Annotated in this window: 28 protein-coding genes and 2 tRNA genes; 12 read left to right on the plus strand and 18 right to left on the minus strand. The window is 60.9% G+C overall.

Going from position 1 to position 25,422, the window contains the following annotated elements; translation table 11 throughout:
* Positions 1–71: 71 nt before the first annotated feature.
* Positions 72–464, minus strand: coding sequence for a hypothetical protein (locus AAFM15_RS09385; protein WP_341686455.1), 393 nt, complete (start codon positions 462–464; stop codon positions 72–74).
* A gap of 70 nt (positions 465–534) precedes the next feature.
* On the minus strand, positions 535–1,095 hold the full coding sequence (locus AAFM15_RS09390) for a hypothetical protein (protein WP_341686456.1): 561 nt from the start codon (positions 1,093–1,095) through the stop codon (positions 535–537).
* Positions 1,096–1,203: 108 nt separating this feature from the next.
* On the opposite strand from AAFM15_RS09390, the gene AAFM15_RS09395 reads away from it, so the two are divergent.
* The 4 genes from AAFM15_RS09395 (at position 1,204) to greB (ending at position 5,210) form a co-directional block, all read left to right on the plus strand.
* Positions 1,204–3,675 carry an adenosylcobalamin-dependent ribonucleoside-diphosphate reductase gene (locus tag AAFM15_RS09395; protein WP_341686457.1) on the plus strand — a complete coding sequence of 824 codons (2,472 nt, stop codon included), beginning with the start codon at positions 1,204–1,206 and terminating at the stop codon, positions 3,673–3,675.
* A 76-nt stretch (positions 3,676–3,751) separates the two neighbouring features.
* Entirely contained in the window at positions 3,752–4,462 is a 711-nt protein-coding gene (gene uppS, locus AAFM15_RS09400) for a polyprenyl diphosphate synthase (RefSeq protein WP_341686458.1), read from the plus strand.
* Positions 4,463–4,500: 38 nt separating this feature from the next.
* Positions 4,501–4,577: transfer RNA gene (locus AAFM15_RS09405), tRNA-Arg, on the plus strand.
* Positions 4,578–4,649: 72 nt separating this feature from the next.
* Positions 4,650–5,210 (plus strand): transcription elongation factor GreB, encoded by a 561-nt coding sequence (gene greB / locus AAFM15_RS09410; protein ID WP_341686459.1) that lies wholly within the window; start codon positions 4,650–4,652, stop codon positions 5,208–5,210.
* A 2-nt stretch (positions 5,211–5,212) separates the two neighbouring features.
* Here greB and AAFM15_RS09415 read toward each other — a convergent pair whose 3' ends face one another.
* From AAFM15_RS09415 to AAFM15_RS09430, 4 genes are all read right to left on the minus strand, one after another.
* Positions 5,213–7,438: a bifunctional (p)ppGpp synthetase/guanosine-3',5'-bis(diphosphate) 3'-pyrophosphohydrolase gene (locus tag AAFM15_RS09415; protein ID WP_341686460.1), complete on the minus strand. Its 2,226-nt coding sequence runs from the start codon at positions 7,436–7,438 to the stop codon at positions 5,213–5,215.
* A gap of 91 nt (positions 7,439–7,529) precedes the next feature.
* Positions 7,530–7,730, minus strand: a complete 201-nt coding sequence (gene rpoZ / locus AAFM15_RS09420; protein WP_341686461.1) for a DNA-directed RNA polymerase subunit omega — start codon at positions 7,728–7,730, stop codon at positions 7,530–7,532.
* Positions 7,731–7,751: 21 nt separating this feature from the next.
* On the minus strand, positions 7,752–8,372 hold the full coding sequence (gmk, locus tag AAFM15_RS09425; RefSeq protein WP_341686462.1) for a guanylate kinase: 621 nt from the start codon (positions 8,370–8,372) through the stop codon (positions 7,752–7,754).
* 11 nt (positions 8,373–8,383) lie between these two features.
* Positions 8,384–9,313 (minus strand): YicC/YloC family endoribonuclease, encoded by a 930-nt coding sequence (locus AAFM15_RS09430; RefSeq protein ID WP_341686463.1) that lies wholly within the window; start codon positions 9,311–9,313, stop codon positions 8,384–8,386.
* A gap of 94 nt (positions 9,314–9,407) precedes the next feature.
* On the opposite strand from AAFM15_RS09430, the gene rph reads away from it, so the two are divergent.
* The 3 genes from rph to hemW are packed head-to-tail and all read left to right on the plus strand — an operon-like array spanning position 9,408 to position 11,960.
* Positions 9,408–10,139: a ribonuclease PH gene (gene rph, locus AAFM15_RS09435; protein WP_341686464.1), complete on the plus strand. Its 732-nt coding sequence runs from the start codon at positions 9,408–9,410 to the stop codon at positions 10,137–10,139.
* A gap of 5 nt (positions 10,140–10,144) precedes the next feature.
* Positions 10,145–10,750: an RdgB/HAM1 family non-canonical purine NTP pyrophosphatase gene (rdgB, locus tag AAFM15_RS09440; protein ID WP_341686465.1), complete on the plus strand. Its 606-nt coding sequence runs from the start codon at positions 10,145–10,147 to the stop codon at positions 10,748–10,750.
* Between the two features lie 34 nt (positions 10,751–10,784).
* Positions 10,785–11,960, plus strand: a complete 1,176-nt coding sequence (gene hemW, locus AAFM15_RS09445) for a radical SAM family heme chaperone HemW (RefSeq protein ID WP_341686490.1) — start codon at positions 10,785–10,787, stop codon at positions 11,958–11,960.
* 48 nt (positions 11,961–12,008) lie between these two features.
* Here hemW and AAFM15_RS09450 read toward each other — a convergent pair whose 3' ends face one another.
* From AAFM15_RS09450 to AAFM15_RS09490, 9 genes are all read right to left on the minus strand, one after another.
* Positions 12,009–12,374 carry a hypothetical protein gene (locus AAFM15_RS09450; RefSeq protein WP_341686466.1) on the minus strand — a complete coding sequence of 122 codons (366 nt, stop codon included), beginning with the start codon at positions 12,372–12,374 and terminating at the stop codon, positions 12,009–12,011.
* Positions 12,375–12,488: 114 nt separating this feature from the next.
* Positions 12,489–12,576: transfer RNA gene (locus tag AAFM15_RS09455), tRNA-Ser, on the minus strand.
* 53 nt (positions 12,577–12,629) lie between these two features.
* Positions 12,630–13,289, minus strand: a complete 660-nt coding sequence (ureG, locus tag AAFM15_RS09460) for an urease accessory protein UreG (protein WP_341686491.1) — start codon at positions 13,287–13,289, stop codon at positions 12,630–12,632.
* On the minus strand, positions 13,283–13,975 hold the full coding sequence (locus tag AAFM15_RS09465; RefSeq protein WP_341686467.1) for an urease accessory protein UreF: 693 nt from the start codon (positions 13,973–13,975) through the stop codon (positions 13,283–13,285). Before AAFM15_RS09465 ends, ureG begins: the two co-directional genes overlap by 7 nt.
* Positions 13,965–14,504, minus strand: a complete 540-nt coding sequence (gene ureE / locus AAFM15_RS09470; RefSeq protein WP_341686468.1) for an urease accessory protein UreE — start codon at positions 14,502–14,504, stop codon at positions 13,965–13,967. The genes AAFM15_RS09465 and ureE overlap by 11 nt, the downstream gene beginning before the upstream one ends.
* Complete coding sequence (ureC, locus tag AAFM15_RS09475) at positions 14,504–16,222, minus strand: urease subunit alpha (RefSeq protein WP_341686469.1); 1,719 nt, start codon at positions 16,220–16,222, stop codon at positions 14,504–14,506. The genes ureE and ureC overlap by 1 nt, the downstream gene beginning before the upstream one ends.
* A gap of 1 nt (position 16,223) precedes the next feature.
* On the minus strand, positions 16,224–16,529 hold the full coding sequence (locus tag AAFM15_RS09480; protein WP_341686470.1) for an urease subunit beta: 306 nt from the start codon (positions 16,527–16,529) through the stop codon (positions 16,224–16,226).
* Positions 16,530–16,616: 87 nt separating this feature from the next.
* On the minus strand, positions 16,617–16,793 hold the full coding sequence (locus AAFM15_RS09485; protein ID WP_341686471.1) for a hypothetical protein: 177 nt from the start codon (positions 16,791–16,793) through the stop codon (positions 16,617–16,619).
* A 17-nt stretch (positions 16,794–16,810) separates the two neighbouring features.
* A complete protein-coding gene (locus AAFM15_RS09490) occupies positions 16,811–17,113 on the minus strand; it encodes an urease subunit gamma (protein ID WP_341686472.1) in 303 nt (100 codons plus the stop codon).
* A gap of 247 nt (positions 17,114–17,360) precedes the next feature.
* Between AAFM15_RS09490 and urtA the strand changes: the two genes are divergently transcribed.
* From urtA to urtE, 5 genes are all read left to right on the plus strand, one after another.
* Positions 17,361–18,632, plus strand: a complete 1,272-nt coding sequence (gene urtA, locus AAFM15_RS09495) for an urea ABC transporter substrate-binding protein (protein ID WP_341686492.1) — start codon at positions 17,361–17,363, stop codon at positions 18,630–18,632.
* Positions 18,633–18,726: 94 nt separating this feature from the next.
* Positions 18,727–20,295, plus strand: coding sequence for an urea ABC transporter permease subunit UrtB (gene urtB / locus AAFM15_RS09500; RefSeq protein WP_341686473.1), 1,569 nt, complete (start codon positions 18,727–18,729; stop codon positions 20,293–20,295).
* A complete protein-coding gene (gene urtC / locus AAFM15_RS09505; RefSeq protein WP_341686474.1) occupies positions 20,292–21,410 on the plus strand; it encodes an urea ABC transporter permease subunit UrtC in 1,119 nt (372 codons plus the stop codon). The genes urtB and urtC overlap by 4 nt, the downstream gene beginning before the upstream one ends.
* Complete coding sequence (urtD, locus tag AAFM15_RS09510) at positions 21,407–22,282, plus strand: urea ABC transporter ATP-binding protein UrtD (RefSeq protein WP_341686475.1); 876 nt, start codon at positions 21,407–21,409, stop codon at positions 22,280–22,282. The genes urtC and urtD overlap by 4 nt, the downstream gene beginning before the upstream one ends.
* Positions 22,283–22,284: 2 nt before the next feature.
* The gene (gene urtE, locus AAFM15_RS09515) at positions 22,285–22,989 is read left to right on the plus strand and encodes an urea ABC transporter ATP-binding subunit UrtE (protein ID WP_341686476.1); all 705 of its coding nucleotides are present in this window, start codon (positions 22,285–22,287) and stop codon (positions 22,987–22,989) included.
* On the opposite strand, the gene AAFM15_RS09520 is transcribed toward urtE, so the two are convergent.
* From AAFM15_RS09520 to AAFM15_RS09530, 3 genes are read right to left on the minus strand one after another with little or no spacing between them, the layout of a single operon-like run.
* Entirely contained in the window at positions 22,990–23,832 is an 843-nt protein-coding gene (locus AAFM15_RS09520; protein WP_341686477.1) for an urease accessory protein UreD, read from the minus strand. It abuts the gene before it with no gap.
* The gene (locus tag AAFM15_RS09525; RefSeq protein WP_341686478.1) at positions 23,829–24,596 is read right to left on the minus strand and encodes an ABC transporter permease; all 768 of its coding nucleotides are present in this window, start codon (positions 24,594–24,596) and stop codon (positions 23,829–23,831) included. The genes AAFM15_RS09520 and AAFM15_RS09525 overlap by 4 nt, the downstream gene beginning before the upstream one ends.
* Before the next feature lie 9 nt (positions 24,597–24,605).
* The gene (locus AAFM15_RS09530; RefSeq protein ID WP_341686479.1) at positions 24,606–25,421 is read right to left on the minus strand and encodes an ABC transporter ATP-binding protein; all 816 of its coding nucleotides are present in this window, start codon (positions 25,419–25,421) and stop codon (positions 24,606–24,608) included.
* Between the last annotated feature and the right edge of the window lies 1 nt (position 25,422).

A 25,422-nucleotide genomic window follows, 5' to 3' on the forward strand; every position in this document is an offset into this window, starting at 1 on the left:
CGCAGTATGTATATCAAGCTGGCCTTGCTGCCCATCGGCAGGTACATTCATGACTATGAGCTGGTGCCCCTTCACCAGGCGTTTTCGCTGACAGTGACCAGGTCGGTTTCCTTGAGCTTGCCCGAGTTCAGCGACTGTTCAACCAGATAGCTGGTCATCATCTTGGTGAGCGAAGCGGGTGGCAAAGGCTCGTCCGCGTTGGCGGCGGCGAGCACTTCGCCAGAGTCGTAGTCCATCAGCAACCAGGCTTTGGCAGGCAGTGCGGGTGGGTTGGCGGCCAGCGCGGTTTCAGCAGCCAGGGCGGGCAAAGCGGGCAGGGCTTTTTGGGCGGCAGCAGCAGCTTTTTTCTGTGTGGCTGCTTTGGCGGCAGGGCGCTTGGCGGCCAGCGCTGTGGACTGAGGCGCCAGGGTGCCCAGCGCGACGGCAAACAAAATGGGGAGAAGGGAGGGTGTCTTGATCTGCATGGTTTTGAACGGCTTGAGCCGGTATTGTCCCGGATTTCGGGCCCAGGTAAGCACCAATGGCGGCAATGGGTCAGGCGTGCGTTCTGCGCAGTCGCTGCATCAGCAAGACCGCCAGTGACAGCACAAGTACGATGCCGCCAACGTCGCCCAGCACCATGGCCCAGACCGAGGTGTTGAACATGTGTTCCTGGACTTGTCCTGCTGCGTAACGGAAGCTACGATCGGCCAGGCTGGATGTGACGGAAATGGCCACAGCGATCAAGGCAATATGAGAGCCTTTGAGCGACAAGAGCATGTCATCAATGTGCAGTTGGCGTTTGAGGATTTGGTAGGTGATGTAGGGCGCGCCCGCCCAAACGATTTGTGACAGCAAGGCGTACATGAAACCGTGATCACCCCAGACCACATGGCTCAGTAGCGTGGACGTGACAAAGACGCCACCAATGCCCCACGCGCCACCCACCACGATCGAGAGCATTTTGATGCCAGCGGGTAGGAACAGCAGGCTGACGCCTTGGACAAAGTCGAAACCCTGCAGCCAGTGCACCTGCACCCAGAAAGTCAGGTAATACGCCGCTGCAAAAATGATGGCCAGGGCAAGGTTCTGAAAATAAGAAAAACGGGCAGACATGGGCGTCTCGATAGCTTTGCGGATTATCCATTTTTTTGACTGCACACAAGCTACGCCTGCCCAAGCTGGAGTAGGCTATGAACCTGAACCCATTGAAACCCTTGTGCCATGAACACTTCCATTTCCCCTGATCTGTTGTCTACCCAAGACCTGCCCCCACAGCCTATTTGTGTGGATGTGCTTCAGGAGAAGTACCTCAAGAATGGCGAAACCACGGCCGCGCAGCTCTACGACCGTGTGGCGCGGGCCTTGGCCAGTATCGAAAAGCCCGAATTGCAGGCTGAGTTCGAGCAAAAATTCCGCCGCAACATGGATGCAGGAGCGATTGGTGCCGGACGCATCATGAGCGCGGCGGGTACGGGCATTCAAGCCACTCTCATCAATTGCTTTGTGCAGCCGGTGGGGGACTGCATTCAGGGGGTAGACGACGAGGGCTACCCCGGTATTTACGAAGCGCTGCGCGAAGCGGCCGAGACCATGCGCCGCGGTGGTGGTGTGGGTTATGACTTTTCCCGCATTCGTCCGAAGGGTGCGCGGGTCAAAGGCACGGCCTCAACCGCATCGGGGCCGTGCAGTTACATCAATGTGTTTGACCAGTCCTGCGCCACGGTGGAGAGTGCGGGCGCGCGACGCGGGGCGCAAATGGGCGTTCTGCGTATTGACCACCCGGATGTGCTGGAGTTCATCACGGCCAAACGGACGCCCGGGCGCTGGAACAATTTCAATGTGTCGGTGGGCGTGACCGATGCCTTCATGGAGGCGGTGCAGCAAGGGGCAGATTGGGAGCTGGTGCACCCTGCACAACCCGTGGCCGAGCAGGTGCAGCAAGGAGCGCGCCAGCGCCCCGATGGCCAGTGGGTGTATCGCTCGCTGCCGGCGCGCGAGTTGTGGGACACCATCATGAAGTCGGCCTACGACTTTGCCGAGCCGGGTATCTTGTTCCTGGATCGTATTCGCACCGCCAACAACTTGCGTGCGGTAGAAACCATCAGCGCGACCAATCCTTGCGGTGAACAGCCCTTGCCCCCTTACGGCTGCTGTGACCTGGGGCCGATCATCCTGACCAGGTTTGTGCGCCATGCGTTCAACCATGGTGGTGAGGCCGCTTTCGACTTTGAGGCTTTTGCCAAAAGCGTAGCGCTGCAGGTGCGTGCTTTGGACAATGTGCTGGAGTTGACGCACTGGCCGCTGCCCCAGCAAGAGCGCGAGGCCCATGCCAAGCGCCGCATTGGCGTAGGCTTTACAGGTTTGGGCGACACACTGGTCATGCTGGGCTTGCCTTACAACGCAGATGCCGGACGCGAAATGGCACGCCGTATTGCCGAGTGCATGCGCGATGCGGCCTATGCGGCCTCTGTGGCGCTGGCGCAGGAAAAGGGCGCCTTCCCGTTGTTCGAGGCGACCCCCTATCTGGCCGATGGCACGTTTGCCAGCCGCTTGCCCGAGGCCATCAAGACGCAGATCAAGCAGCACGGTATTCGCAACAGCCATTTGTTGTCGATCGCGCCCACGGGCACGGTGAGTCTGGCGTTTGCAGACAATGCCTCCAACGGCATTGAGCCTGCGTTTTCCTGGACGTACACCCGCAAGAAGCGCGAGGCCGATGGCACGCGCAGCGAATATGAGGTGCAAGACCACGCCTACCGTTTGTACAAAGCGTTGGGTGGCGATGTGAACAACTTGCCGGCGGCTTTTGTGGGCGCGTTGGAGATGAGTGCGCATGACCACATCGCCATGATGCAAGCGGTGCAGCCCTACATCGACACGTCCATTTCCAAAACTGTCAACGTGGCCGAGGACTACCCCTACGAAGACTTCAAGAACCTGTACCTTCAGGCTTGGAGTGCGCGTCTCAAGGGCTTGGCCACTTACCGTCCCAACAGCATTCTGGGTGCGGTGCTCGAGGTCAAACCTGCTGAATCGAGCAAACGGGTTGAGCCAGCCGCTGCCACGCCCACTGCGGTGGTGGACCCGATGCGCACCGTCATTGAAAGTCGTCCCTTGGGCGGGCTGGATGCGGTGGCCGAAAAAATCGAGTACTGGACGCACGATGGTCACAAGTCCTTGTACTTGATCGTGTCCTTCTTGCCGGTGCCGCGCGGCGATGGCAAAGGTACGGTGGATCGCGCCATTGAGTTCTTCATGCCTGTGGGTCAGAGCGGTGAATCGCAGCAATGGATCACCTCCAGCATGCGCATGCTGTCTTTGGCGGCGCGTGGTGGCTTTTTGGAGCGGGCTTTGTCCGATATGCGCAAGGTGGCCTGGGACCGTGGCCCTGTGCGCTACGGCTACAAGGTGCGCGAAGACGGCACGCAGGTGCCGCTGTGGCACGACTCCGAGGTGGCCGCCATTGCCTGGGCGGTGCAAAACATTCTGGAGCTGCGTGCCAAGCGCCAAGGCTCGGCCAACCAGATGGCGTTGCCTTTGCCTGAGGTGGATGAGCCTGCTCCGACTGCTCCCACCGCTGCAACAGGCGTGATGGCGGGCAAGAAGTGTCCTGATTGTGGTGCCCATGCCGTCATCAAGAAAGATGGCTGTGAGTACTGCACGCAGTGTGGTTTTGTGGGCGCTTGTGGTTGAGGAGATCAGTGACAGCCAGGAGCAATCCAATGGGGCCGGCAAGCTAGAATCGTGATGAAAATCAAAAGCATGCCCCATGACTGATAACGCCTTGCCCCAACACATTGCCATCATCATGGATGGCAATCGCCGCTGGGCGAAAAACCGTTTCATGCCTGCAGCCCTGGGTCATGCGGCGGGTGCCAAGCGTGTGCGGGACATTGTCAAAACCTGCGCTGAAATGGGCATTCCCTATTTAAGCCTGTTTGCCTTCAGCACTGAAAACTGGAAGCGCCCGCAGGAAGAAGTCAGCAGCCTGATGAGCTTGTTCATGACCTACTTGCAAAAAGAGGTGGACAGCATGAACGACAACGGGGTGCGCTTGCGTGTGGCGGGCGATCGCTCCCGCTTTGCGCCTGCTTTGCAGGAGCTGATTGCCCAAGCCGAAGCCAAGACTGCCAACAACACCGCCATCACCCTGATCGTGTGTGCCAACTATGGTGGCCGTTGGGACATGCTGCAAGCAGCCAGTGCCTGGCAACAAGCACACCCTGGGCAAGATCTCTCAGCCATGACCGAGGGCGATCTGTCCTCATACCTGAGCACTGGAGATGCCCCCGAAGTGGACTTGCTCATTCGCACGGGCGGCGAGTCGCGTGTGAGCAACTTCATGCTCTGGCAGGCCGCCTATGCCGAGCTGTACTTTGCAAATGATTTGTGGCCGGACTTCACGGCCGATCGCTTCAAGGATGCTGTCGATTGGTTCGTGCATCGCGACCGTCGTTTTGGTTCTTCTGCACCTTTGTGAGAAAAGCCCAAAAAGCTGTGCTACAATGAATGTCTTCAGCGGCTGTAGCTCAGTTGGATAGAGTACTTGGCTACGAACCAAGGGGTCGTGGGTTCGAATCCTGCCAGCCGCACCATTATTTAAAAAGCCTGCAACAGAAATGTTGTGGGCTTTTTTGTTTGGCGCTATTGATCTGAATCCGACAGTCATGAGCAAAGCTTTTACCAAAGAAACCGACAACGATGACGACGAAGCAGGTGGCCTGCCCGCCTTGCCTGCTGGCACCAAAAACTACATGACGCCCGCGGGTTATGCCCGCCTGAAAGCGGAGCTGCTGTGGCTGATTGACGACGAGCGCCCCAAAATTGTCGAGATCGTGCATTGGGCTGCCAGCAACGGAGATCGCTCTGAGAATGGCGACTACCTGTACGGCAAGAAGCGCCTGCGCGAGATTGACCGCCGCATTCGTTTTTTGACCAAACGCCTGGAGGCGGCAGAGGTGGCAGACCCTTCGGTGCACCACGGCAGCGACCAGGTTTTTTTCGGTGCCACGGTCACCTATGCTGAAGACAGTGGAACACAGCGCACCATCACCATCTTGGGTATTGACGAAGCCGACAGTCTGCAAGGGCAGGTGAGCTGGATCTCGCCCATCGCCCGGACCTTGCTCAAGTCACGCGTGGGTGATGAGCTCAAACTGCACACACCAGCAGGTGTGTTGAACATTGAGGTGATTGAGGTGAGCTATCCGCCTGCGTCCGAAGCGTGAGGTCAACCTTTGGGTAACTGACGTTTGGTCTGAATGACGGAAGGTGTGCGCTTGAGTTGCCGCATCACGGCATCAAGGTGTTGAACATCCCGTACGGCCAATACAAAGCGCAGTTCTGCGGCATCTTGTGCTGACTCCTGGCCCATGTCCACGTGTACGATGTCGGCCTCGGCTGTGGCCAGGGCGCCTGCTACGCGGGCCAGTACGCCTTTGCCATTGACCACCGTGACCTCAATGGCGGTTTCAAAATTCCGGGTCGGCTCGTCTGACCATTCCACGCCGATGAAACGCTCGCTGTCTTTTTGCTGCAGCTTGCGGGCCAGGGCGCAGTCACGGGTGTGCACCGCCAAGCCTTCACCGCGACCAAGGTAGCCCACAATCTCATCGCCAGGCAAGGGGCGGCAGCAACGAGAGTACACCACCGAGGCGTTCTCGCTGCCGTCGAGGGTGATGGCGCCTTGCGACACGGTTTCGTGCGCGGTAAAGCGCTCGCGTGTCATGAGCAGGGCATCGGGGCGTTGACCTTGTTCGCCCAGCAAGACCACCAGTCGCTTGGCCACGATGGACGCAATGCGCTTGCCCAGTCCAATGTCCATCAGCAAGTCAGCGCGGTTGCGGTTGCCGGTGAAGTGCAGCAATTTGTCCCACAGGCCTTGATGTACGGGCTCATCTGCCGGAACTTGCGCAATGCCCTCGGCACGCAAGGCTTGACCCAGCAGCTTCTCGCCCAGTTGCACCGACTCGTTTTGCGCCATGGTCTTGAGGTGGTGCCGAATCTTGGAGCGGGCGCGGCCTGTTCGTACAAAAGCCAGCCAGGCGGGGTTGGGTGCGCTGTCGGGCGCGGTGATGACTTCCACCACATCGCCGTTTTTGAGCTCGGTGCGCAGCGGCACCTGGTCGCCATTGATGCGGGCGGCCATGGCGTGGTCGCCAATGTTGCTGTGGATGGCATAGGCAAAATCCACCACCGTGGCGCCACGCGGCATGGCCATGATCTTGCTTTTGGGCGTGAAGACATACACCGCCTCGGGGAACAGGTCGACCTTCACGTGGTCCCAGAATTCGGCCGCATCACGGGTTTCGTTCTGAATGTCCAGCAAGGACTGCAACCATTGGGTGCCCAGGTGTTCGGCCTGTTGGCTTTGCGTGGGGTTGGCCTTGTAGAGCCAATGTGCAGCCACGCCGGACTCGGCAATCACGTGCATGGCCTCGGTGCGCATCTGGAATTCGATGTTGATGCCTGCGGGCCCCACCAGCGTGGTGTGCAAGGACTGGTAGCCGTTGACCTTGGGGATGGCAATGTGGTCTTTGAACTTGCCAGGCACCGGCTTGTACATCTGGTGCAGATGGCCCATGGCGGTGTAACAGTCGATCAGACTGGGCACGATCAGGCGAAAGCCATAGATGTCTGTCACCTGGGCAAAGCTCAGGTGTTTGCTGTCCATCTTCTTGTAGATGGAGTACAGCGTTTTTTCGCGACCGCTGATGCGGATGGACATGCCCGCTTGTGCGAACAGGGTTTCGACTTCGGCTTGTACTTTTTGCACCAGATCGCGGCGGCGATTGCGAGCGCGCGAAACAGCTTTGGCCAGCACATCGTGCCGCCAGGGCTTGAGATGCCGAAAGGCCAGCTCTTGCAGTTCGCGGTAAGTTTCGTTCAGACCCAGGCGGTAGGCGATGGGCGCGTAAATTTCGAGTGTTTCCGAGGAGATACGGCCCCACTTGCTGCGGGGCATGTCACCCATGGTTCGCATGTTGTGGCTGCGGTCGGCCAGTTTGATCAGGATGACGCGCACATCGCGCGCCATGGCCAGCAGCATCTTGCGAAACGACTCGGCCTGGTTTTCTTCGCGGGTGTTGAATTCGAGTTTGTCGAGCTTGGTCAGGCCGTCTACCAGTTCGGCCACGGGAGCGCCAAAACGCTCGATCAATTCGTGCTTGGTGACGCCGCAGTCTTCCATGGCATCGTGCATCAGGGCGGCGGCCAAGGCCTGCGCGTCCAGCTTCCACTCGGTGCATTGCACCGCTACAGCTATGGGGTGGGTGATGTAGGGCTCGCCACTTTTACGCATTTGGCCCAAATGGGCTTCGTCTGCAAAGCGATAGGCACGGCGAACCAGCTCAATGTCAGACTCGCCAAGATAGTCCAGCCGAGCCTCCAGCGCAGCAAAACTGGCCGCCGCAGCGTTGGCGGCAGCTGGTGCTGGAGAGGGGGGGGCTGTTTTCATGTCCGAATATTAACTTGCACTGAAATGCAAGGCGGCCCACAGACGAAAAAAGCCCCGGTGACGGGGCTTCTTGTGGTGCCTTTCGGCGTGATCAGGGCACGCGCTTGAGCATTTCCAGGCCGATATGGCCTTCAGCAATTTCACGCAGGGCGGTCACGCCAGGCTTGTTTTTGCTGTCAACGCGGGGCGTATGGCCCTGGCTGAGCATGCGGGCGCGGTAAGCCGCAGCCAGCACCAGCTGGAAGCGGTTAGGGATTTTTTGCAGACAGTCTTCAACCGTGATGCGTGCCATGGTGTTGTTTCCTCTGGAGGTTCAGTCGATATTGAGCGCGGCAAAAGTGTCGGGCCTGGCGCGGCGCTGGGCGATGTACTTCAGACGCTGGGCGTGGACCACCGCCTTCAGGTCGAACAAGGCCCGCTCAAAGACTTCGTTGATTATAACGAAGTCAAATTCCTTGGCCTGAGCCAGCTCTTCGGCGGCGTTTTTCAGGCGCATTTCGATGATGTCTGGGGCATCTTCGCCACGCCGCTCCAGACGCGAGCGCAGCTCTTCCCAGCTGGGCGGCAAAATGAAGATCAGCACAGCGTTGGCGTACATACGCTTGATCTGGATGGCGCCCTGGTAGTCAATCTCCAGCACCACATCGGAGCCCTGGCTCATGCGGTCTTCGATCATTTTTTTCGAGGTACCGTAGCGCTGACCGTGCACATGTGCCCATTCGACAAACGCGTCGGACAGCACCATGGTGTCAAATTCCTGGGGCGACACAAAAAAGTATTCGCGGCCGTGTTTTTCCTGGCCGCGCGGCGCACGCGTGGTGTGCGAGACGGAGGGTTGCACTTGTGCGTCCAATTCCATCAGGGCCTTGACCAGGCTGGATTTGCCTGCGCCGCTGGGCGCCGCCACAACAAAAAGGTTACCGGGGTAGTCCATTTGGGGCTCGCTTATTCAATGTTCTGTACTTGCTCGCGCATTTGCTCGATCAGCACCTTCATGTCCACCGAAATACGGGTCATTTCCAGCACAGCCGACTTCGAGCCCAGGGTGTTGGCCTCGCGGTGCAGTTCCTGAATCAGGAAGTCCAGGCGCTTGCCGATCTCACCGCCCTTGTCCAGCAGGTGGGCAATTTCCTGCAGGTGCGATTGCAGGCGGGTGACCTCTTCGGCCACATCAATGCGAATGGCAAAAGCCGTGGCTTCGGACAGGGCGCGGTCCTGGGCCGCCTCGGGCAGGGCGCCACCATCAGTCAGGGCCATCGCGTCTTTCCAGCGCTCCAGAAAGCGCTGGCGTTGTTGTTCGACCAGTTGGGGCACCAGGGGAGCAGCCTGAGCCGCCAATTGCTGCAGCTGGGCAATGTGGCCGCGCAGCATGGCGCACAGCCGTTCGCCCTCGCGCTCGCGAGCTTGGCGCATGGCCTTGAGGGCCTGGCCAGCCAGGTCCAGCCACACGCTGTCTTCCACAGCCGTGCTGGGCTGCGAGCCCTGGCTCATGCGCAGCACATCGGCCACGCTCAGTTGGCGCGCTTGCGGCAGCCAGTCTTGCACTTTGCTTTGAAGAGCCGAGAGTTTTTGCAATGCCGCCACACTGGGGGCTTGCCAGTCTTCGGACTGGTTGCGCTCCATGTAGGCCCGGATTTCGACCTTGCCGCGTTTGAGCTGGCGGGTCAGCAGTTCGCGAAAAGCGGGCTCCAGATGGCGCAGATCTTCGGGAAGTTTGAGGCTCAGGTCCAGAAAGCGGCTGTTGACCGAGCGGATGTCCAGCCCCAAACGGGCACTGGGCGGCAAAGTCCCGCTGGACATGGAGGACTCGGCCGGCACCGGCGACTGCAGGCTGTGCTGCACGCTGGCAAATCCGGTCATACTGTAAACTGGCATGGAGCTGCTTTCTTGTGGCCCGGTAAGGCGCTAATAAGGCTTAGTAGCCCGCCATTATCTCAAACTGCCCTGCTGGCAACTCCGACAGACATTCATGAGCACTACTTCCTACCAACGCACTGGCCGCGCGGCCGATGCCCTGCGCCAGGTGCGCATCACCCGTGGCTACACCATTCACGCCGAAGGCTCGGTGCTGATCGAGTTTGGCAACACCCGCGTCCTGTGCACGGCTTCGGTCGAAGAAAAAGTGCCTGGCCACAAAAAAGGCAGCGGCGAGGGCTGGGTGACGGCCGAATACGGCATGCTCCCCCGCGCCACCCACACCCGTGGCGACCGCGAGGCTGCCCGTGGCAAACAAAGCGGCCGCACGCAGGAAATCCAGCGCTTGATTGGCCGCTCCATGCGCGCGGTGTTCGATCTGAAAAAACTGGGCGAACGCACCATCCATCTGGACTGCGATGTGCTGCAGGCTGACGGCGGCACCCGCACCGCCAGCATCACCGGTGCCTTTGTGGCCGCGCAGGATGCGGTCAACTGGCTGATCGCCAACGGCAAGCTGACCGAATCGCCCATCCTGGACCATGTGGCGGCGATCTCGGTGGGCCTGAAAGACGGCACCGCGCTGCTGGACCTGGACTACCCCGAAGATTCGGCCTGCGACACCGACATGAACGTGGTGATGACCGGTGCTGGAAATTTTGTGGAAGTGCAGGGCACGGCCGAAGGCGTGGCCTTCACCCGTGTCGAGATGGACCGTATGCTGGCCCTGGCCGAAAAAGGCATTGGCGAGCTGGTCAAGCTGCAGACCCAAGCTTTGGGCCAATGACGCTCATGAAGATCGTCCTGGCCTCCAACAACAAAGGCAAACTGGCCGAGCTGCAAGCCATGCTGGCCCCGTTGGGCATGGAACTGGTGCGCCAGGCCGACCTGAATATTCCCGAGGCCGAGGAGCCGTTTCGCACGTTTATCGAGAACGCCCTGACCAAGGCGCGCCATGCGGCCAAACTGTCGGGCCTGCCCGCGCTGGCCGATGACGCAGGCCTGTGCGTGGACGCTTTTGGCGGCCAGCCCGGTGTGGACACGGCGTATTACGCCACCCGTTTTGGCTACGAAAAAAGCGACGACAACAACGTGACGGCTTTGCTCGAGCAGATGCAGGGCATCCCCCACCGCCGGGCTGCCATGGTCAGCACGTTGGTGGCGCTGCGCTCGGCAGACGACCCGGAGCCTTTGATTGCGGTGGGCCGTGTCACGGGTGAGATCGCCACCGAGCGGCGCGGCAGTAACGGTTTTGGCTTTGACCCGGTGATGTTCATCCCCGAGTTCGGCAAGACCTTTGCCGAACTGCCCGTGGACGTGAAGAACGCGAACAGCCACCGAGGCCGCGCCGTGCAGCAGATGCTGGCGCTGATGCGAGAGCGTTGGCTGGAGGCTTGATGCCGTGAACCCTGCGCTTGATCCGGCCCACCAGATGCGACCGGGCTTACTGCAGCTGCAGGGCCTGCCGCCGCTGTCACTGTATGTGCACCTGCCCTGGTGTATCAAGAAGTGTCCATACTGCGACTTCAACTCTCACGAGTTTCGTGGTGACGATGCCCGCGGCACGCAAGACGCTTACATCGATGCGCTGTTCGCAGACCTGGAAGCCAGTCTGCCACTCATCTGGGGCCGGACGGTTCACACCATCTTCTTTGGCGGGGGCACCCCCAGTCTGTTTTCACCCGAGGCGATGGACCGGCTCGTCAGCGGGTTACGTGCGCGTCTGCGCCTGTCGGCCGATTGCGAGATCACGCTGGAGGCCAACCCCGGAACCTTCGAGAAAGACCGCTTCAAGGCGTTCCGGCAGGCGGGCATCACGCGCTTATCGATTGGTGTGCAAAGTTTTAACGATGCGCATCTGAAGGCATTGGGTCGCGTGCACGACCGCGCGCAGGCCCTGGCTGCCGTGACCGAAGCGGCGCAGGTGTTCGACACCTTCAATCTGGACCTGATGTACGCATTGCCGGGCCAGACGCTGGCGCAGCTGAGCGAAGACGTGGACACAGCTTTGGGCTTTGCCCCGCCGCACTTGTCGATCTACCACCTCACCATTGAGCCCAACACGGTGTTTGCCAAACACCCGCCAGTGTTGCCTGAAGATGACGATGCCTACGCCATGATGGACCGCATCACTGAACGCACCGCTGCCGCGGGCCTGGGGCGTTACGAGGTTTCGGCTTATGCGAAGCCTGGCCATGCCTGCGCGCACAACCTGAACTACTGGCAGTTTGGCGACTATTTGGGCATTGGTGCGGGAGCACACAGCAAGCTCAGCTTTGCACACCGCATCGTGCGCCAGGTGCGTTTTCGCGAGCCCCAGCTCTACATGAAGCAGGCCATGCTGGGAGAGCCCGTCACGCAAAGCGACGAGGTTTCACGTGCTGATTTGCCGTTCGAGTTCATGCTCAATGCGCTGCGCCTCAAAGAAGGTTTCGCGTTGACCGACTTCATGGAACGAACTGGCTTGGCCATGACCAGCATCCAGACGGGACTCAAAACAGCAGAAGACCAAGGTTTGATCGTGCGGGACTGGACGCGCGTGTGGCCTACCGAGCGCGGCTTTGATTTCTTGAGTGACTTGCAAAGCCTCTTTTTGCCCGAGACATAAAAAAACAGCACTGAGAGCATCAGTACTGTTTCTGGAAAAGTGCCTTGTTCAGGCCGCTGCGATCTGTACGTTTTGCAGCGTCTTGCCCAAGTGGCTGAAGTATTCCAGCGTACGGGCGGTGGGGATCAGGAACTTGGCGCGGCGATCACCGTCCTGGTTCATGGTGTCCAGCAAATCCTTGTCACGCAGGCGCGTGATGCGTTTATGCAGCGTGGCAGGCGAGCCGAGCTGGGCCAAGCCGATGGCTTCGCGCACGGTCATGGGTTTTTGTTCGTACCAGCGCAACACCACGGCCTCGAGCAGGGCGGATTCATTGGCATCCATCTCTGCGCCTTCGGGCAAGGCCTGCACAACGCGGGCCAGTTGCAAAAAGCGCAGGTAAGCTGCAGCAAGGGGACGGGTACTTTGTTCCATAGTTGTGAATTCTAATAAAAACACCGGAAATGTGTATACAACTTTCGCATTGGGGTTATTACTGAATGCAAGTGGGCAGCAAAAAGCCCCTTGGGCGGGGCTTGATGGTGAGCATGGCGGAAGAGGTGAGATTCGAACTCACGGACCCTTGCGAGTCGACGGTTTTCAAGACCGTTGCAATCGACCACTCTGCCACTCTTCCCGGGTCTGCTGGCTTGCATTGTAACGGCAAGATCGACTCTATCCGTCCCGCCTTCAAGTCGCGTTCAGTAAGCCCTTGCGCTCGATGTAGGAGACCACGTTCTGCAGACCGTCCAACGTCTTGAGGTTGGTCATCACCCAGGGGCGGGTGTCGGGATTGGGGCGCATGCGGTCGGTGTCTTGCTTCATGATGTCCAGGTTGGCACCCACGTGCGGGGCGAGGTCGGTTTTGTTGATGACGAACAGGTCGCTCTTGGTGATGCCGGGCCCGCCCTTGCGCGGGATCTTTTCGCCTGCGGCCACGTCGATCACGTAGATCGTCAGGTCACTCAGCTCGGGGCTGAAGGTGGCCGCCAGGTTGTCGCCGCCGCTTTCGATGAACACGATGTCGGCATCGGGGAACTTCTCCAACATGCGGTCGATCGCTTCGAGGTTGATCGACGCGTCCTCGCGGATCGCGGTGTGCGGGCAGCCGCCGGTTTCCACACCCATGATGCGCTCGGCAGGCAGCGCGCCGCTGATGGTCAGCAGGCGCTGGTCTTCCTTGGTGTAGATGTCGTTGGTGATGGCGATCAGGTCCCATTTTTCGCGCATGTGCTTGCACAGCATCTCCAGCAGGGTGGTCTTGCCAGAGCCCACAGGCCCGCCAATGCCCACGCGCAGGGGCGGCAGTTTCTTGGTGCGATTCGGAATGTGATGCAGTGCAGTCATGATCGGAAGAGTCGTGAATATTGGGTTTCGTGGCGCGACGAGAGGATGGCCAGCATGGGGCTGAAGGCCTGACGCGTCTCGTCGGTGCGGGTGAGGGCGGTGTGCACCGCCTCTGGAATGGTGCGGGCCAGCACCGCCAGCATGCGCTGGCCGCTGCTCTGGCCCAGTGGCACGGCTTTGAGCGCGGCCTGGGTCATGTTTTCGGCCCAGCCAAAGGCGTAGGCCTGCAGGGCCTGGTCCAGCGGGGCCTGGCTGCAGGCCAGGGCCAGGGCGTAGGCCAGCGGGTAGGTGGGGGGCAGGTCGGCCAGGCAGTGCAGCGCTTCGGGGCTGGCCGGGCAGTGGCCCTGCAGGTTGCGCAGCCAGTCCAGCAGGGACTTGCCCATCTGCACCGTCTGCAGCCGCATCTCGCTGCTTTCGCGGGTGGCCAGCACCCAGGCGTTCAGCTCTTGCAGCCGCGCCGTGTCCATCGCCCGCCAGGCGGGCACCGCCTGGGCGATGGCGGCCATGTCGCCACGCGCCTGCGTGATCAGCAGCTGGTCAAGCAGCCATGCCGTGCAACTGGCTTCGTCGTGCACCAGGCCGTGATCGATGGCGGCTTCCAAGCCTTCGGAATACGAAAACCCTCCCACCGGCAAGGCAGGGGACGCGAGCCAGATCAGCTGCAGCAGTGCCGGGGTGTCAGTGGCCATGCGTATGGTCGTGTCCGCAGCCGCTGTGACCGTGGTGGCTGTGCCCATGCCCATGGTCGTGGCCCATCATGGCGTTGTCGCCATAGGCGCCGCCTTCGGGCTCGAACGGTGCCTGCACCTCGGACACTGTCATGTGCATGGCGCGCAGCATCTCGGCCAGCACATGGTCGGGTTCGATCTTGAGGTGGTCGGGCCGCAGCTCGATGGGGACATGGCGGTTGCCCAGGTGGTAGGCGGCGCGCATCAGGTCAAAGGGCGAGCCGTGTTCAGCACAGACGGTGATGCGCAGCACCGTTTGCGGCGCGGCCTCGACACGCACCAGAGAACCGTCTTCGGCCACCAGCACATCGCCACCGCGCACCACGGTGCCGCGCGGCAAAAACACACCCAGCTGGCGACCCGTGCTGTCGGTGGCGTCAAAGCGGCTTTTGCAGCGCGTGTCCCAGTCCAGCGTGACCGAAGCGGCGCGCTGGACCAGGACTTTGGCCAGGCCCTTGGCCTGGGGCATGCGTTTGGAGCAGATCAGCATCAGAACAAAAAGTAGCGTTGGGTCATCGGCAGGCTGGCTGCGGGTTCGCAGGTCAGAAGCATCCCGTCGGCGCGCACCACATAGGTCTGGGCATCCACCTCCATGCGCGGCGCGTAGGCATTGTGGACCATGTCCTTCTTGCCCACGCTGCGAATGTTCTTGACGGCAGAGAGCGTTTTGGCGAGGCCGTAGCGCTCGCCCACACCGGCCTGCAGCCCGGCCTGCGACACAAAGGTCAGCGAGCCCTTGGCCAGCGCACCGCCAAAGCTGCCAAACATGGGCCGGTAGTGCACCGGCTGCGGGGTGGGGATGGAGGCGTTGGGGTCGCCCATGGCCGCCAGCGCAATGAAGCCGCCCTTCATGACGATGGCGGGTTTGATGCCGAAGAAGGCGGGCTTCCAGATCACCAGATCGGCCCATTTGCCCACCTCGACGCTGCCCACCTCGTGGCTGATGCCGTGCGCAATCGCGGGGTTGATCGTGTACTTGGCGATGTAGCGCTTGACACGGGCGTTGTCGTGGCGATCGCTGTCCCCATCGAGCTTGCCGCGCTGCACCTTCATCTTGTGCGCCGTCTGCCAGGTGCGGATGATGACTTCGCCCACGCGGCCCATGGCCTGGCTGTCGCTGCTCATCATGCTGATGGCGCCCAGGTCGTGCAGGATGTCCTCGGCCGCGATCGTTTCCTTGCGGATGCGGCTCTCGGCAAAGGCCAGGTCTTCGGCAATCGCCGGGTCCAGGTGGTGGCAGACCATGAGCATGTCCACATGCTCATCCAGCGTGTTGACGGTGTAAGGGCGTGTCGGGTTGGTGGAGGAGGGCAGCACATTGGCTTCGCCCACCACCTTGAGGATGTCGGGCGCGTGCCCGCCGCCTGCGCCTTCGGTGTGGAAGGTGTGGATGGTGCGGCCCTTGAACGCGGCCACCGTGTCTTCCACAAAGCCCGACTCGTTGAGCGTGTCGGTGTGGATGGCGACCTGCGTGTCGGTCTCTTCGGCCACGCTCAAGCAGTTGTCGATGGCGGCAGGCGTGGTGCCCCAGTCTTCGTGCAATTTGAGGCCGATGGCTCCCGCGCTGATCTGCTCGCGCAGGCCATCGGGCAGGGCGGCGTTGCCCTTGCCCAGAAAGCCCAGGTTCATGGGAAAGGCGTCGGCCGCCTGCATCATGCGTTCGATGTTCCAGGGGCCGGGCGTGCAGGTGGTGGCAAAGGTGCCCGTGGCAGGTCCGGTGCCCCCGCCCAGCATGGTGGTCACGCCGCTGGCCAACGCCTCGTCGATCTGCTGGGGCGCGATGAAGTGGATGTGCGTGTCCACGCCACCGGCGGTGACGATCATGCCTTCGCAGCTGATGACTTCGGTGCCCGGGCCAATCACGATGTCGACGCCTGGCTGTGTGTCGGGGTTGCCCGCTTTGCCAATGGCCGCGATGCGGCTGCCGATCAGGCCAATGTCGGCCTTGACCACGCCCCAGTGGTCGACGATGAGGGCGTTGGTCAGCACGCAGTCCACCGCGCCATGGGCACGGGTGCGCTGGCTTTGCGACATGCCGTCGCGAATGGTTTTGCCGCCGCCGAATTTGACCTCTTCACCGTAGCCACCCGTTTGCAGGGTGTAGTCCTTCTCGACCTCGATCACCAGTTCGGTATCGGCCAGCCGCACGCGGTCGCCCACGGTGGGGCCGAACATCTCGGCGTAAGCGCGTTTTCCAATCGTGGCCATGTCAGAGTTTTCCTTGGGTTAAACCACGGAAGCCGTACACCACGCGGTCGCCCGCGTAGTCCACCAGCTCCACCGTGCGTTGCTGTCCGGGTTCAAAGCGCACGGCCGTGCCAGCCGCAATGTTCAGTCGCATGCCGCGTGCGGCGGCGCGGTCAAAGTCCAGGCCACCGTTGGTCTCGGCAAAGTGGTAGTGCGAGCCGACCTGAATGGGCCGGTCGCTGCAGTTCTTGACCAGCAGCGTCACTGCGCGCCTGCCGGTGTTGAGGGCGTGTTCGCCCGTATCAATGAAGAGTTCGCCGGGTGTCATAAGGCCTCCTGCCGAGCCGCCTCAAAGGAGGCCTCGCCCCCTCGGGGGGCAGCGACGACACAAAGTGCAGAGCGTGGGGGTTTCATTTCACTTGCCTTTGCCTAGAAACCAGGCTACAGCCACGATTGCAGCCATGCCGACAAAACCCAAGGTGTCCGAGGCGTGCCAATGTGCACTGCCTTCGATGCCGTGGCCTTCGTGAGCGAATGCGCCCAGGTGCGTCGTGGCGGCCAGAATCACAAGTGCGATGTGTCGGGTTTTCATTTGAGGAGTCCTGAATATCAAACAATAGGTTGGTGCACAGTCACCAATTTGGTGCCGTCGGGGAAAGTGGCTTCGACCTGGATGTCCGGAATCATTTCGGCTACGCCTTCCATCACATCGGTGCGTGTCAAAACGGTGCGGCCTTCGCTCATGAGTTGTGCCACGGTGCGGCCATCGCGTGCTCCTTCCATGACGGCGGCACTGATCAAGGCCACGGCTTCGGGGTAATTGAGTTTCAGGCCACGGGCTTTGCGTCTTTCAGCCAGCAAGGCCGCTGTGAAGATCAGCAGCTTGTCTTTCTCGCGGGGTGTGAGTTCCATCTTGGTGCGTTCCGTTCAATTTCGGGCGTTGATGCACTGAGTCAAGCAATTCCCGTGCCGCGATGGGGCGTGCGGCGCAGGATGAGGCGCTCTTATTAGAGCGGGTCCAATTTCTCTGGAAGCTGAAGTGGGGTGGAAGGCCTGATCGCAGCAGTTTTAAAAATTGGCACGGCCTTTGCTCAAGAGGGTTGAGCGTGAACACAACGCTTCTTCCAACAACCTTGATCCTGACTGGAGTGCTTTCATGATGAACCGCCGTGGCAACCTCAAAGCCCTGTCCCTCGCTGCAGCCATCGCTGCTGGCAGCTTGTCCTTTTCCCTGCAAGCGCAAGCTGCCGACACCATCAAAGTCGGCGTGCTGCACAGCCTCTCGGGCACCATGGCCATTTCCGAGACTGTGTTGAAAGACACCGTGCTCATGGCCATCGACGAGATCAACGCCAAGGGTGGCGTGCTGGGCAAGAAGCTCGAACCCGTGGTGGTCGACCCTGCGTCCAACTGGCCGCTGTTCGCCGAAAAAACCAAACAGCTTTTGGGTCAGGACAAAGTCTCCGTGATCTTTGGTTGCTGGACTTCGGTGTCTCGCAAATCCGTGCTGCCCGTGGTCGAAGAAATGAACGGTCTGCTGTTCTACCCCGTGCAATACGAAGGTGAAGAGCTGTCCAAAAACGTGTTCTACACCGGCGCTGCGCCCAACCAGCAGGCCATTCCCGCTGTGGACTACCTGATGAGCAAGGACGGTGGCGCCGCCAAGCGCTGGGTGCTGCTGGGCACCGACTATGTGTACCCCCGCACTACCAACAAAATTTTGCGCGCCTACCTCAAGAGCAAGGGCGTGGCCGACAAAGACATCGACGAGAAGTACACCCCGTTTGGTCACTCCGACTACCAGACCATCGTGGCCGACATCAAGAAGTTTTCTGCTGGCGGTAAAACCGCTGTGGTGTCCACCATCAACGGCGACTCCAACGTGCCTTTCTACAAAGAACTGGGCAACGCCGGCCTGAAGGCCAAGGACGTTCCCGTGGTCGCGTTCAGCGTGGGTGAAGAAGAGCTGCGCGGCGTGGACACCAAGCCGTTGGTCGGTCACCTGGCTGCATGGAACTACTTCATGAGCATCAAGAACCCGACCAACGATGCGTTCATCAAACAATGGTCTGCCTACGCCAAGGCCAAGAACATCGCTGGCCACAAAGACAAGCCTCTGACCAACGACCCGATGGAAGCCACCTACATCGGCATCCACATGTGGAAGCAGGCCGTCGAAAAGGCCAAGACCACCGATGTGGACGCCGTGATCAAGGCCATGGCCGGTCAGACCTTCAAGGCACCGTCTGGCATCACCAGCAAGATGGACGAGAAGAACCACCACCTGCACAAGTCGGTGTTCATTGGTGAGATCAAGGCCGACGGCCAGTTCAACGTGGTCTGGAAGACCCCCGGCCCCGTCAAGGCCAAGCCCTGGAGCCCCTACATCGCGGGCAACGAAGGCAAACCTGACGAGCCTGTGAAGAAGTAAATCGACGCATGCGTCCTGCAGGGGAGGGCGCGTTGCCTTCCCCTTTTTTCTGGGTTGAACATAGCCGTTACCGGACAAGACAATGAGACGATGGATGACAAGATGGGTGCTGTGGATCGGCTTGTTGCTGGCCAGTTCCGCACACGCATTGACTGCCGAGCAAGCCCTGGCCATAGCCCGTGGCGAAACCGATGCGCGCATCGAAGCCTTGGGCCAGGCCGTCGCCGAAGGCGATGACAAAACTGCCGCCTACTTGCAAGCCTTGGCCGACGAGGCCGTGAAGATCAAAGAAACGCAGTTGTTTGTGCTGCGTGATGACAAAGTCACTGATCCCGTCACCGGCGCAGCCCTGAACCTGCCCGACGACGCCGAAGACGTGATGCTCAACAACCGCCTGCGCGGCGAGCTTGACACCGCGCTGGCTGCTATGCGTTTGTTCAGTACAGATGTGCAGCAGCGCCTTCAATCGGCACAGGCCCTGCTCAAGGAGCCCCAGGCCGCTCAGCGTGCATTGGTTGAAAAAGCGCTCGCCGCAGAAAACGATCCAGCTGTCCGCGCTGTGTTGCAACAAGCGCTTGCGGCTGTGGATCTATCGAGTCCCGAAGCTGCACAACGCAGGGCGGCAGCACAAGTCCTGGCAGCCAGTGCACAACCTGATGTACTGCTCTTGCTCAACCAACAACTTGCGCAGGAAGAGGATGTCAGTGTGAAGTCTGCCCTCAAGATCGCCATTGAACAGGTCAAGCGCGGCCTGCAGTTGGGCGAGAACCTGGGCACCCTCTTTACCGGCTTGAGTCTCGGCTCCATCTTGCTGCTGGTGGCCTTGGGTCTGGCCATCACCTACGGTCTGATGGGCGTCATCAACATGGCGCATGGTGAGTTGATGATGATCGGCGCCTACGCTACCTATGTGGTGCAGGGGCTGTTTCGCAGCCACCTGCCCGGCCTGTTTGACTATTACTTGCTCGCCGCCGTGCCGGTGGCGTTTGCGGCGTCTGCACTGGTGGGCGCATTGATGGAGCGCACCATTCTCAAGCACCTGTACGGTCGCCCGCTCGAGACGCTGCTGGCCACCTGGGGCATCAGCCTGATCCTGATGCAAGCCGTGCGCAGCCTGTTCGGCGCACAAAACGTCGGTGTGGAAAACCCCTCGTGGATGAGCGGCTCGATCCAGCTCATGAGCAACCTGCAACTGCCCTGGAACCGCGTGCTCATCATTGGCTTTGCAGCGGCGGTGCTGCTGGGCATGTCGCTGCTGATCGCCAAAACGCGCCTGGGCCTGTTCGTGCGTGGCGTCACGCAAAACCGCCCCATGGCCTCGTGCATGGGCATCAACACCGCCCGCATCGACACCTACGCCTTTGCGCTGGGCTCAGGCATTGCGGGGTTGGCGGGCTGCGCGCTCAGCCAGATCGGCAACGTTGGCCCCGATCTGGGGCAGAACTACATCGTTGACGCCTTCATGGTGGTGGTGCTGGGTGGCGTGGGCCAGCTGGCTGGTACGGTGTATGCAGCACTCGGCCTGGGCCTGGTCAACAAATTGCTGGAAGGTTGGACCGGTGCGGTGCTGGCCAAGATCGCGGTGCTGGTCTTCATCATCGTGTTCATTCAGAAACGTCCTCAAGGCATCTTTGCCATGAAGGGCCGCAGCGCGGAGGCATGAACATGAGCCACAAACTACAACTCCCCGCCGCACCTGCCTTGCTCACCCGCAAAGCCTGGACGGCATTTCTTGTGTGCTTGCTCGCCGTGGGCGTGCTGGCCCCCGTACTCAATCTGCTGGTGCCAGCCGGCACCGTACTGCACCTGAGCGACTACGCCATTGCCTTGATCGGCAAGATCATGTGCTACGCCATCTGCGCGTTGGCCATGGACCTGATCTGGGGCTACACCGGCATTCTGTCGCTCGGCCACGGCCTGTTCTTTGCGCTGGGCAGCTATGTGATGGGCATGTACCTGATGCGCCAGATCGGGCGTGACGGCCAGTACCAGAGCGACTTGCCAGACTTCATGGTGTTTCTGGACTGGAAAGAACTGCCCTGGCACTGGGCGCTGTCCGACAGCTTTGTGGCCACGCTGCTGATGGTGGTGCTGGTGCCTGGCGTGATTGCAGGCGTGTTCGGCTTCTTTGCCTTCCGCTCGCGCATCAAGGGGGTGTACTTTTCCATCATCACCCAGGCCATGACCTTTGCGGCCATGCTGCTGTTCTTCCGCAACGAGACCGGCTTTGGCGGCAACAACGGCTTTACTGACTTCAAGCGGATTCTGGGCTTGCCCATCGCCACCCCCGGCATGCGCATGACGTTGTTCGTGCTCACCGGCCTGACGCTGCTGGGCTGCTTTCTGTTTGCCCGCTGGCTGGTCACCAGCAAGTACGGCCGCGTGCTGCAAGCCATCCGCGACGCGGAAAGCCGCGTCATGTTCTCGGGCTATTCACCGCTGCCCTACAAGCTGAGCATTTGGGTGATTTCGGCGGTGATGTGCGGTGTGGCTGGCGCTCTGTATGTGCCGCAGGTCGGCATCATCAACCCCGGTGAGATGAGCGCGGCAAACTCGATCGAGATTGCGGTCTGGGCAGCGGTGGGCGGACGGGCCAGTTTGATTGGGCCCATCGTCGGTGCCTTCCTGGTCAACGGGGCCAAGAGCTGGCTCACGGTGACCGCGCCCGAGTTCTGGTTGTACTTTTTGGGAGTGCTGTTCATTGCGGTGACGCTCTACATGCCCAATGGCGTGGTGGGCTTGCTGGCCAAATTCAAACGCAAAGGAGGTGTGGCATGACGCCTGACCTCATGAAGCATGGCGCCCAGCGCTTGCAACACCATGCCGAACTGTTGGCGCATGCCACCGAATCCGGCGGACGCGATGCAGGCTACGGTCGCGTGCTGCACGACCGTAATGAAGTGGACGTGAGCCACGGCCGCATCCTGTACCTGGAAGACGTGAGCGTCAGCTTTGACGGCTTCAGGGCCATCAACAAGCTCTCGCTCGACATTGCACCCGGCGAGCTGCGCTGCATCATCGGCCCCAATGGTGCGGGCAAGACCACGATGATGGACATCATCACTGGCAAGACCCGGCCCGACGAAGGCACGGTGTACTTTGGCAGCACCATCGACCTCATGCGCCACAACGAGCCCGAGATTGCCCAGCTGGGCATTGGCCGCAAGTTCCAGAAGCCGACGGTGTTCGAACAGCTCACGGTGTTCGAGAACCTCGAACTCGCGCTCAAGACCCACAAGGGCGTCAAGGCGTCCATGTTCTTCAAGCTCGACTCGGCCCAGAGCGACCGCCTGGCCGAGGTGCTGCACACCATCCACCTGGCCGACCAGGTGGGCAAGCAGGCGGGCCTGCTGAGCCACGGCCAGAAGCAGTGGCTGGAGATCGGCATGTTGCTCATGCAAGACCCCAAGCTGCTGCTGCTCGACGAGCCCGTGGCCGGCATGACCGACCACGAGACCGTGCGCACGGCAGAGCTGTTCCTCAGCCTCAAGGGCAAGCATTCGCTGATGGTGGTGGAGCACGACATGAGCTTCATCCGCACCATCTCCGACATCGTCACCGTGCTTTGCGACGGCTCGGTGCTGGCCCAGGGCACGCTCGACCAGGTGCAAGCTGATGAGCGTGTGATCGAAGTTTATTTGGGGCGTTGAAGATGCTGACCGTTCAAAACATTCACCAGTACTACGGCGGCTCCCACATCCTGCGCGACGTGAGCCTGAGCGCTACCCAGGGCCGCGTGACGGTGCTGCTGGGCCGCAACGGCGTGGGCAAGACCACGCTGCTCAAAAGCCTGATGGGCCTGGTGCCCATCAAGAGCGGCAGCGTTACGCTGGCGGGTCAGGACATCACCAAAGCCAAGCCCTACGAACGCGCGGCGGCCGGCATTGGCTACGTGCCCCAAGGCCGTGAAATCTTTGCCCGCCTCACGGTCGAAGACAACCTGCGCATGGGCTTGGCCACACAGCCTGGCGGCACGCCCATCCCGCCCGAACTGTTCCAGCTTTTTCCGGTGCTCAAGCAGATGCTGCACCGCCGGGGTGGAGACCTGTCAGGCGGCCAGCAGCAACAGCTGGCCATTGCCCGCGCACTGGCCGCCAAGCCGCGCCTATTGATATTGGACGAACCGACCGAAGGCATCCAGCCCAGCATCATCAAAGACATTGGCCACGTGATCCGCCAACTGGCCGACGTGGGCCTGCAAGGCCAGCGCATGGCCATCTTGCTGTGCGAGCAGTACTACGACTTTGCCGAAGAACTGGCCGACGACTACCTGGTCATGGAACGCGGCGAGGTGATCGCCAGCGGGCCAGGCAGCGAGATGAAGGCGAAGAACATTCAGCAGTTGGTGGCCATCTGATCAAAGGTTCCACAACCTCGGCACAGTCCCCGGTAACCCCCACAGCACCTGCCGCCATGCCGCCCAGACGGGTCGCAGCAGTTGCATGGCTGGCTCCACCACCGGGGCCAGCACGCGCAGCACGATGACTTGCGGGTGCGGCTGCGTGGCCCCAGCCTGCAGGCGCAGGGGGCTGGCTTCCAGAGCGGCGCGGGCGGCGTCGAGTGCGGCTTCGGCGCGGTCGGGTGCGATGGCGCTGCCTGCGGCAAACACCAGCGTGGCCATGCAGCGCTGCCCGGCCAGGCCCAGCGGCCCGTTCATCAGGCGTTCGTCCTGCGCCTCCACCGTGCCACGCTCCAGCCAAATAGGGCCGTTGAGGCCGGGAATCTCCAGATGCTGCTGAAACCGTCCCGCCACAAACGGTTGCTGTGCGTTGGGCAGGCCCAGGGCGGTGATGTCCCAGGTCATGAGTTCTGCCGTGGGTGCGAGTTCAAAGCGGGCCAGGTTGAGCGCGTCGCAGCCGCTGTAGGCCAGGGCTTCGAGCGGCAGCCATTCCAGGCGTGCGCCGTCACGCAGACGGGCATGCACCTGCTGCGTGGCCAGGCCCGCTTCGCTTCTGTAAAAGCGGGTGGCGCCGGGCGTAGTCACCAGACCATGCGCACCCTTGCCCACGGTAACCTGCATGTCCAGCGTGTCACCGCCCACCAGCCCGCTGGGCGGATGCACCAGCACGTTGTGGCAAATGGCATCGCCCTCGGGGTAGAGGCTTTGTAAAATGCGCAGCGGACCTTCATGTGAAAAACGGGCGACGCTGCGCCCGTTTTCCTGTGTGTAGTCCAGCGACAGGCGTGCGAGCCAGCTCATTCGCCCTGCGAGCCGCGGTGTGCCCAGGCGGTGGTGTGTTTTTCGATGTAGCTGAACAGCTCGTACATGACCATGGCCATGGCACCCACCACCAGCAGACCGGCAAAGGCCAGGCCCATTTGCATGGCTGAGCCAGCCGAGATCAGCAAGTAGCCAATGCCTTCGTTGGCGGCGGTCATCTCCGAGACGGTGGTGCCCACAAACGCCAGCGTGATGGCGACCTTGAGCGAGCCGTAAAAGTAAGGCATGGAGCGGGGCAGGCCGACTTTGACCAGCACGTCCCAGCGCTTGGCGCCCAACACGCGCAGCACGTCTTCGAGCTCAGGCTCCAGTGTGGCAAGACCCGTGGCGATGTTCACCATGATCGGAAAGAAGCTGATCAGGAAAGCCGTCAGGATGGCCGGGCCGATGCCGATGCCAAACCACACCACCAAAATCGGCACAAAGGCTGCTTTGGGCAAGGCATTGAAGGCGGTCATGAGCGGGTACACAGCAGCATAGGCAATCCGTGAACTGCCGATCACAAAGCCCAGCAGCACACCCACCACAATCGCAATCCCAAAGCCTGCCATGGTGACCCAAAAGGTGCGCCAGGCGTGGCCTGCGATCACTTCCTTGAACTCCATGAATTGTTGCCAGATGCGTGAAGGGCTGGGGAAGACGAATTCGGAGACGTTGAAGGCGCGGCACAGACCTTCCCACACCACCAGAGTGATGACCAGAAGGACCCAGGGGGACCAGCGTTCCAGTGTTTTCTTGTTCATGTCTAACCCTTACTGGTTGATGGCGGCGCCGTCTTTGCGCATGGCGCCGATGTGTCCGCGCAGCTCATGCACGATAGCGGTGAATTCGGGGGTGTAAGTCACCTCCAGATCGCGCGGACGCGGCAGGTCGATTTCGCGCTTGACCACAAAGCGGCCTGGGCTCTTGCTCATCACGTAAACCGTGTCGGCCAGGAACACCGATTCGCGCAGGTCGTGCGTGACCAGAATCACGTTGAAGCGCTGCTCCGTCCACAAGTCACGCAGCGTGCACCACAGCTCTTCGCGGGTGAAAGCGTCAAGCGCACCAAAGGGCTCGTCGAGCAACAGCATTTGGGGTTCGTGGATCAAGGCACGGCAAATGCTGGCGCGTTGCTGCATGCCGCCCGACAGTTGCCAAGGGAACTTGTCTTCGTAGCCGCCCAGTCCCACGGTTTGCAGCAGCTTGCGGGCGCGGGCCACATACTCGTCTTTCTTTTGCTTGAAACTGGAGCGGTAGGGTTCAACAATTTCGAGCGGCAACAGCACGTTGTCCAGCGTGGTGCGCCAGGGCAGCAGCGAAGGCGCCTGAAACGCCATGCCGCTGATCTTGAGCGGGCCCGTCACCGGTTGGTCATCGACCAGAATCCGCCCCTTGCTGGGCATCTTCAGGCCAGTGGTGAGCTTCATAAAGGTAGATTTGCCGCAGCCCGACGGACCGACGATGGCAATGAACTCGCCTTGCTTGACCTGCAAGTTGATGTCTTCCACTGCAAAGTGGTTCTGTGCCAGCAACTCTTCGTTGTAGGCGAGCCAGACGTTCTGGAAATCGACAAAGGCTTCGGACATG

This window comes from Limnohabitans sp. (assembly GCF_038134685.1).
In the GTDB taxonomy this organism is placed as follows: domain Bacteria; phylum Pseudomonadota; class Gammaproteobacteria; order Burkholderiales; family Burkholderiaceae_C; genus Limnohabitans_A.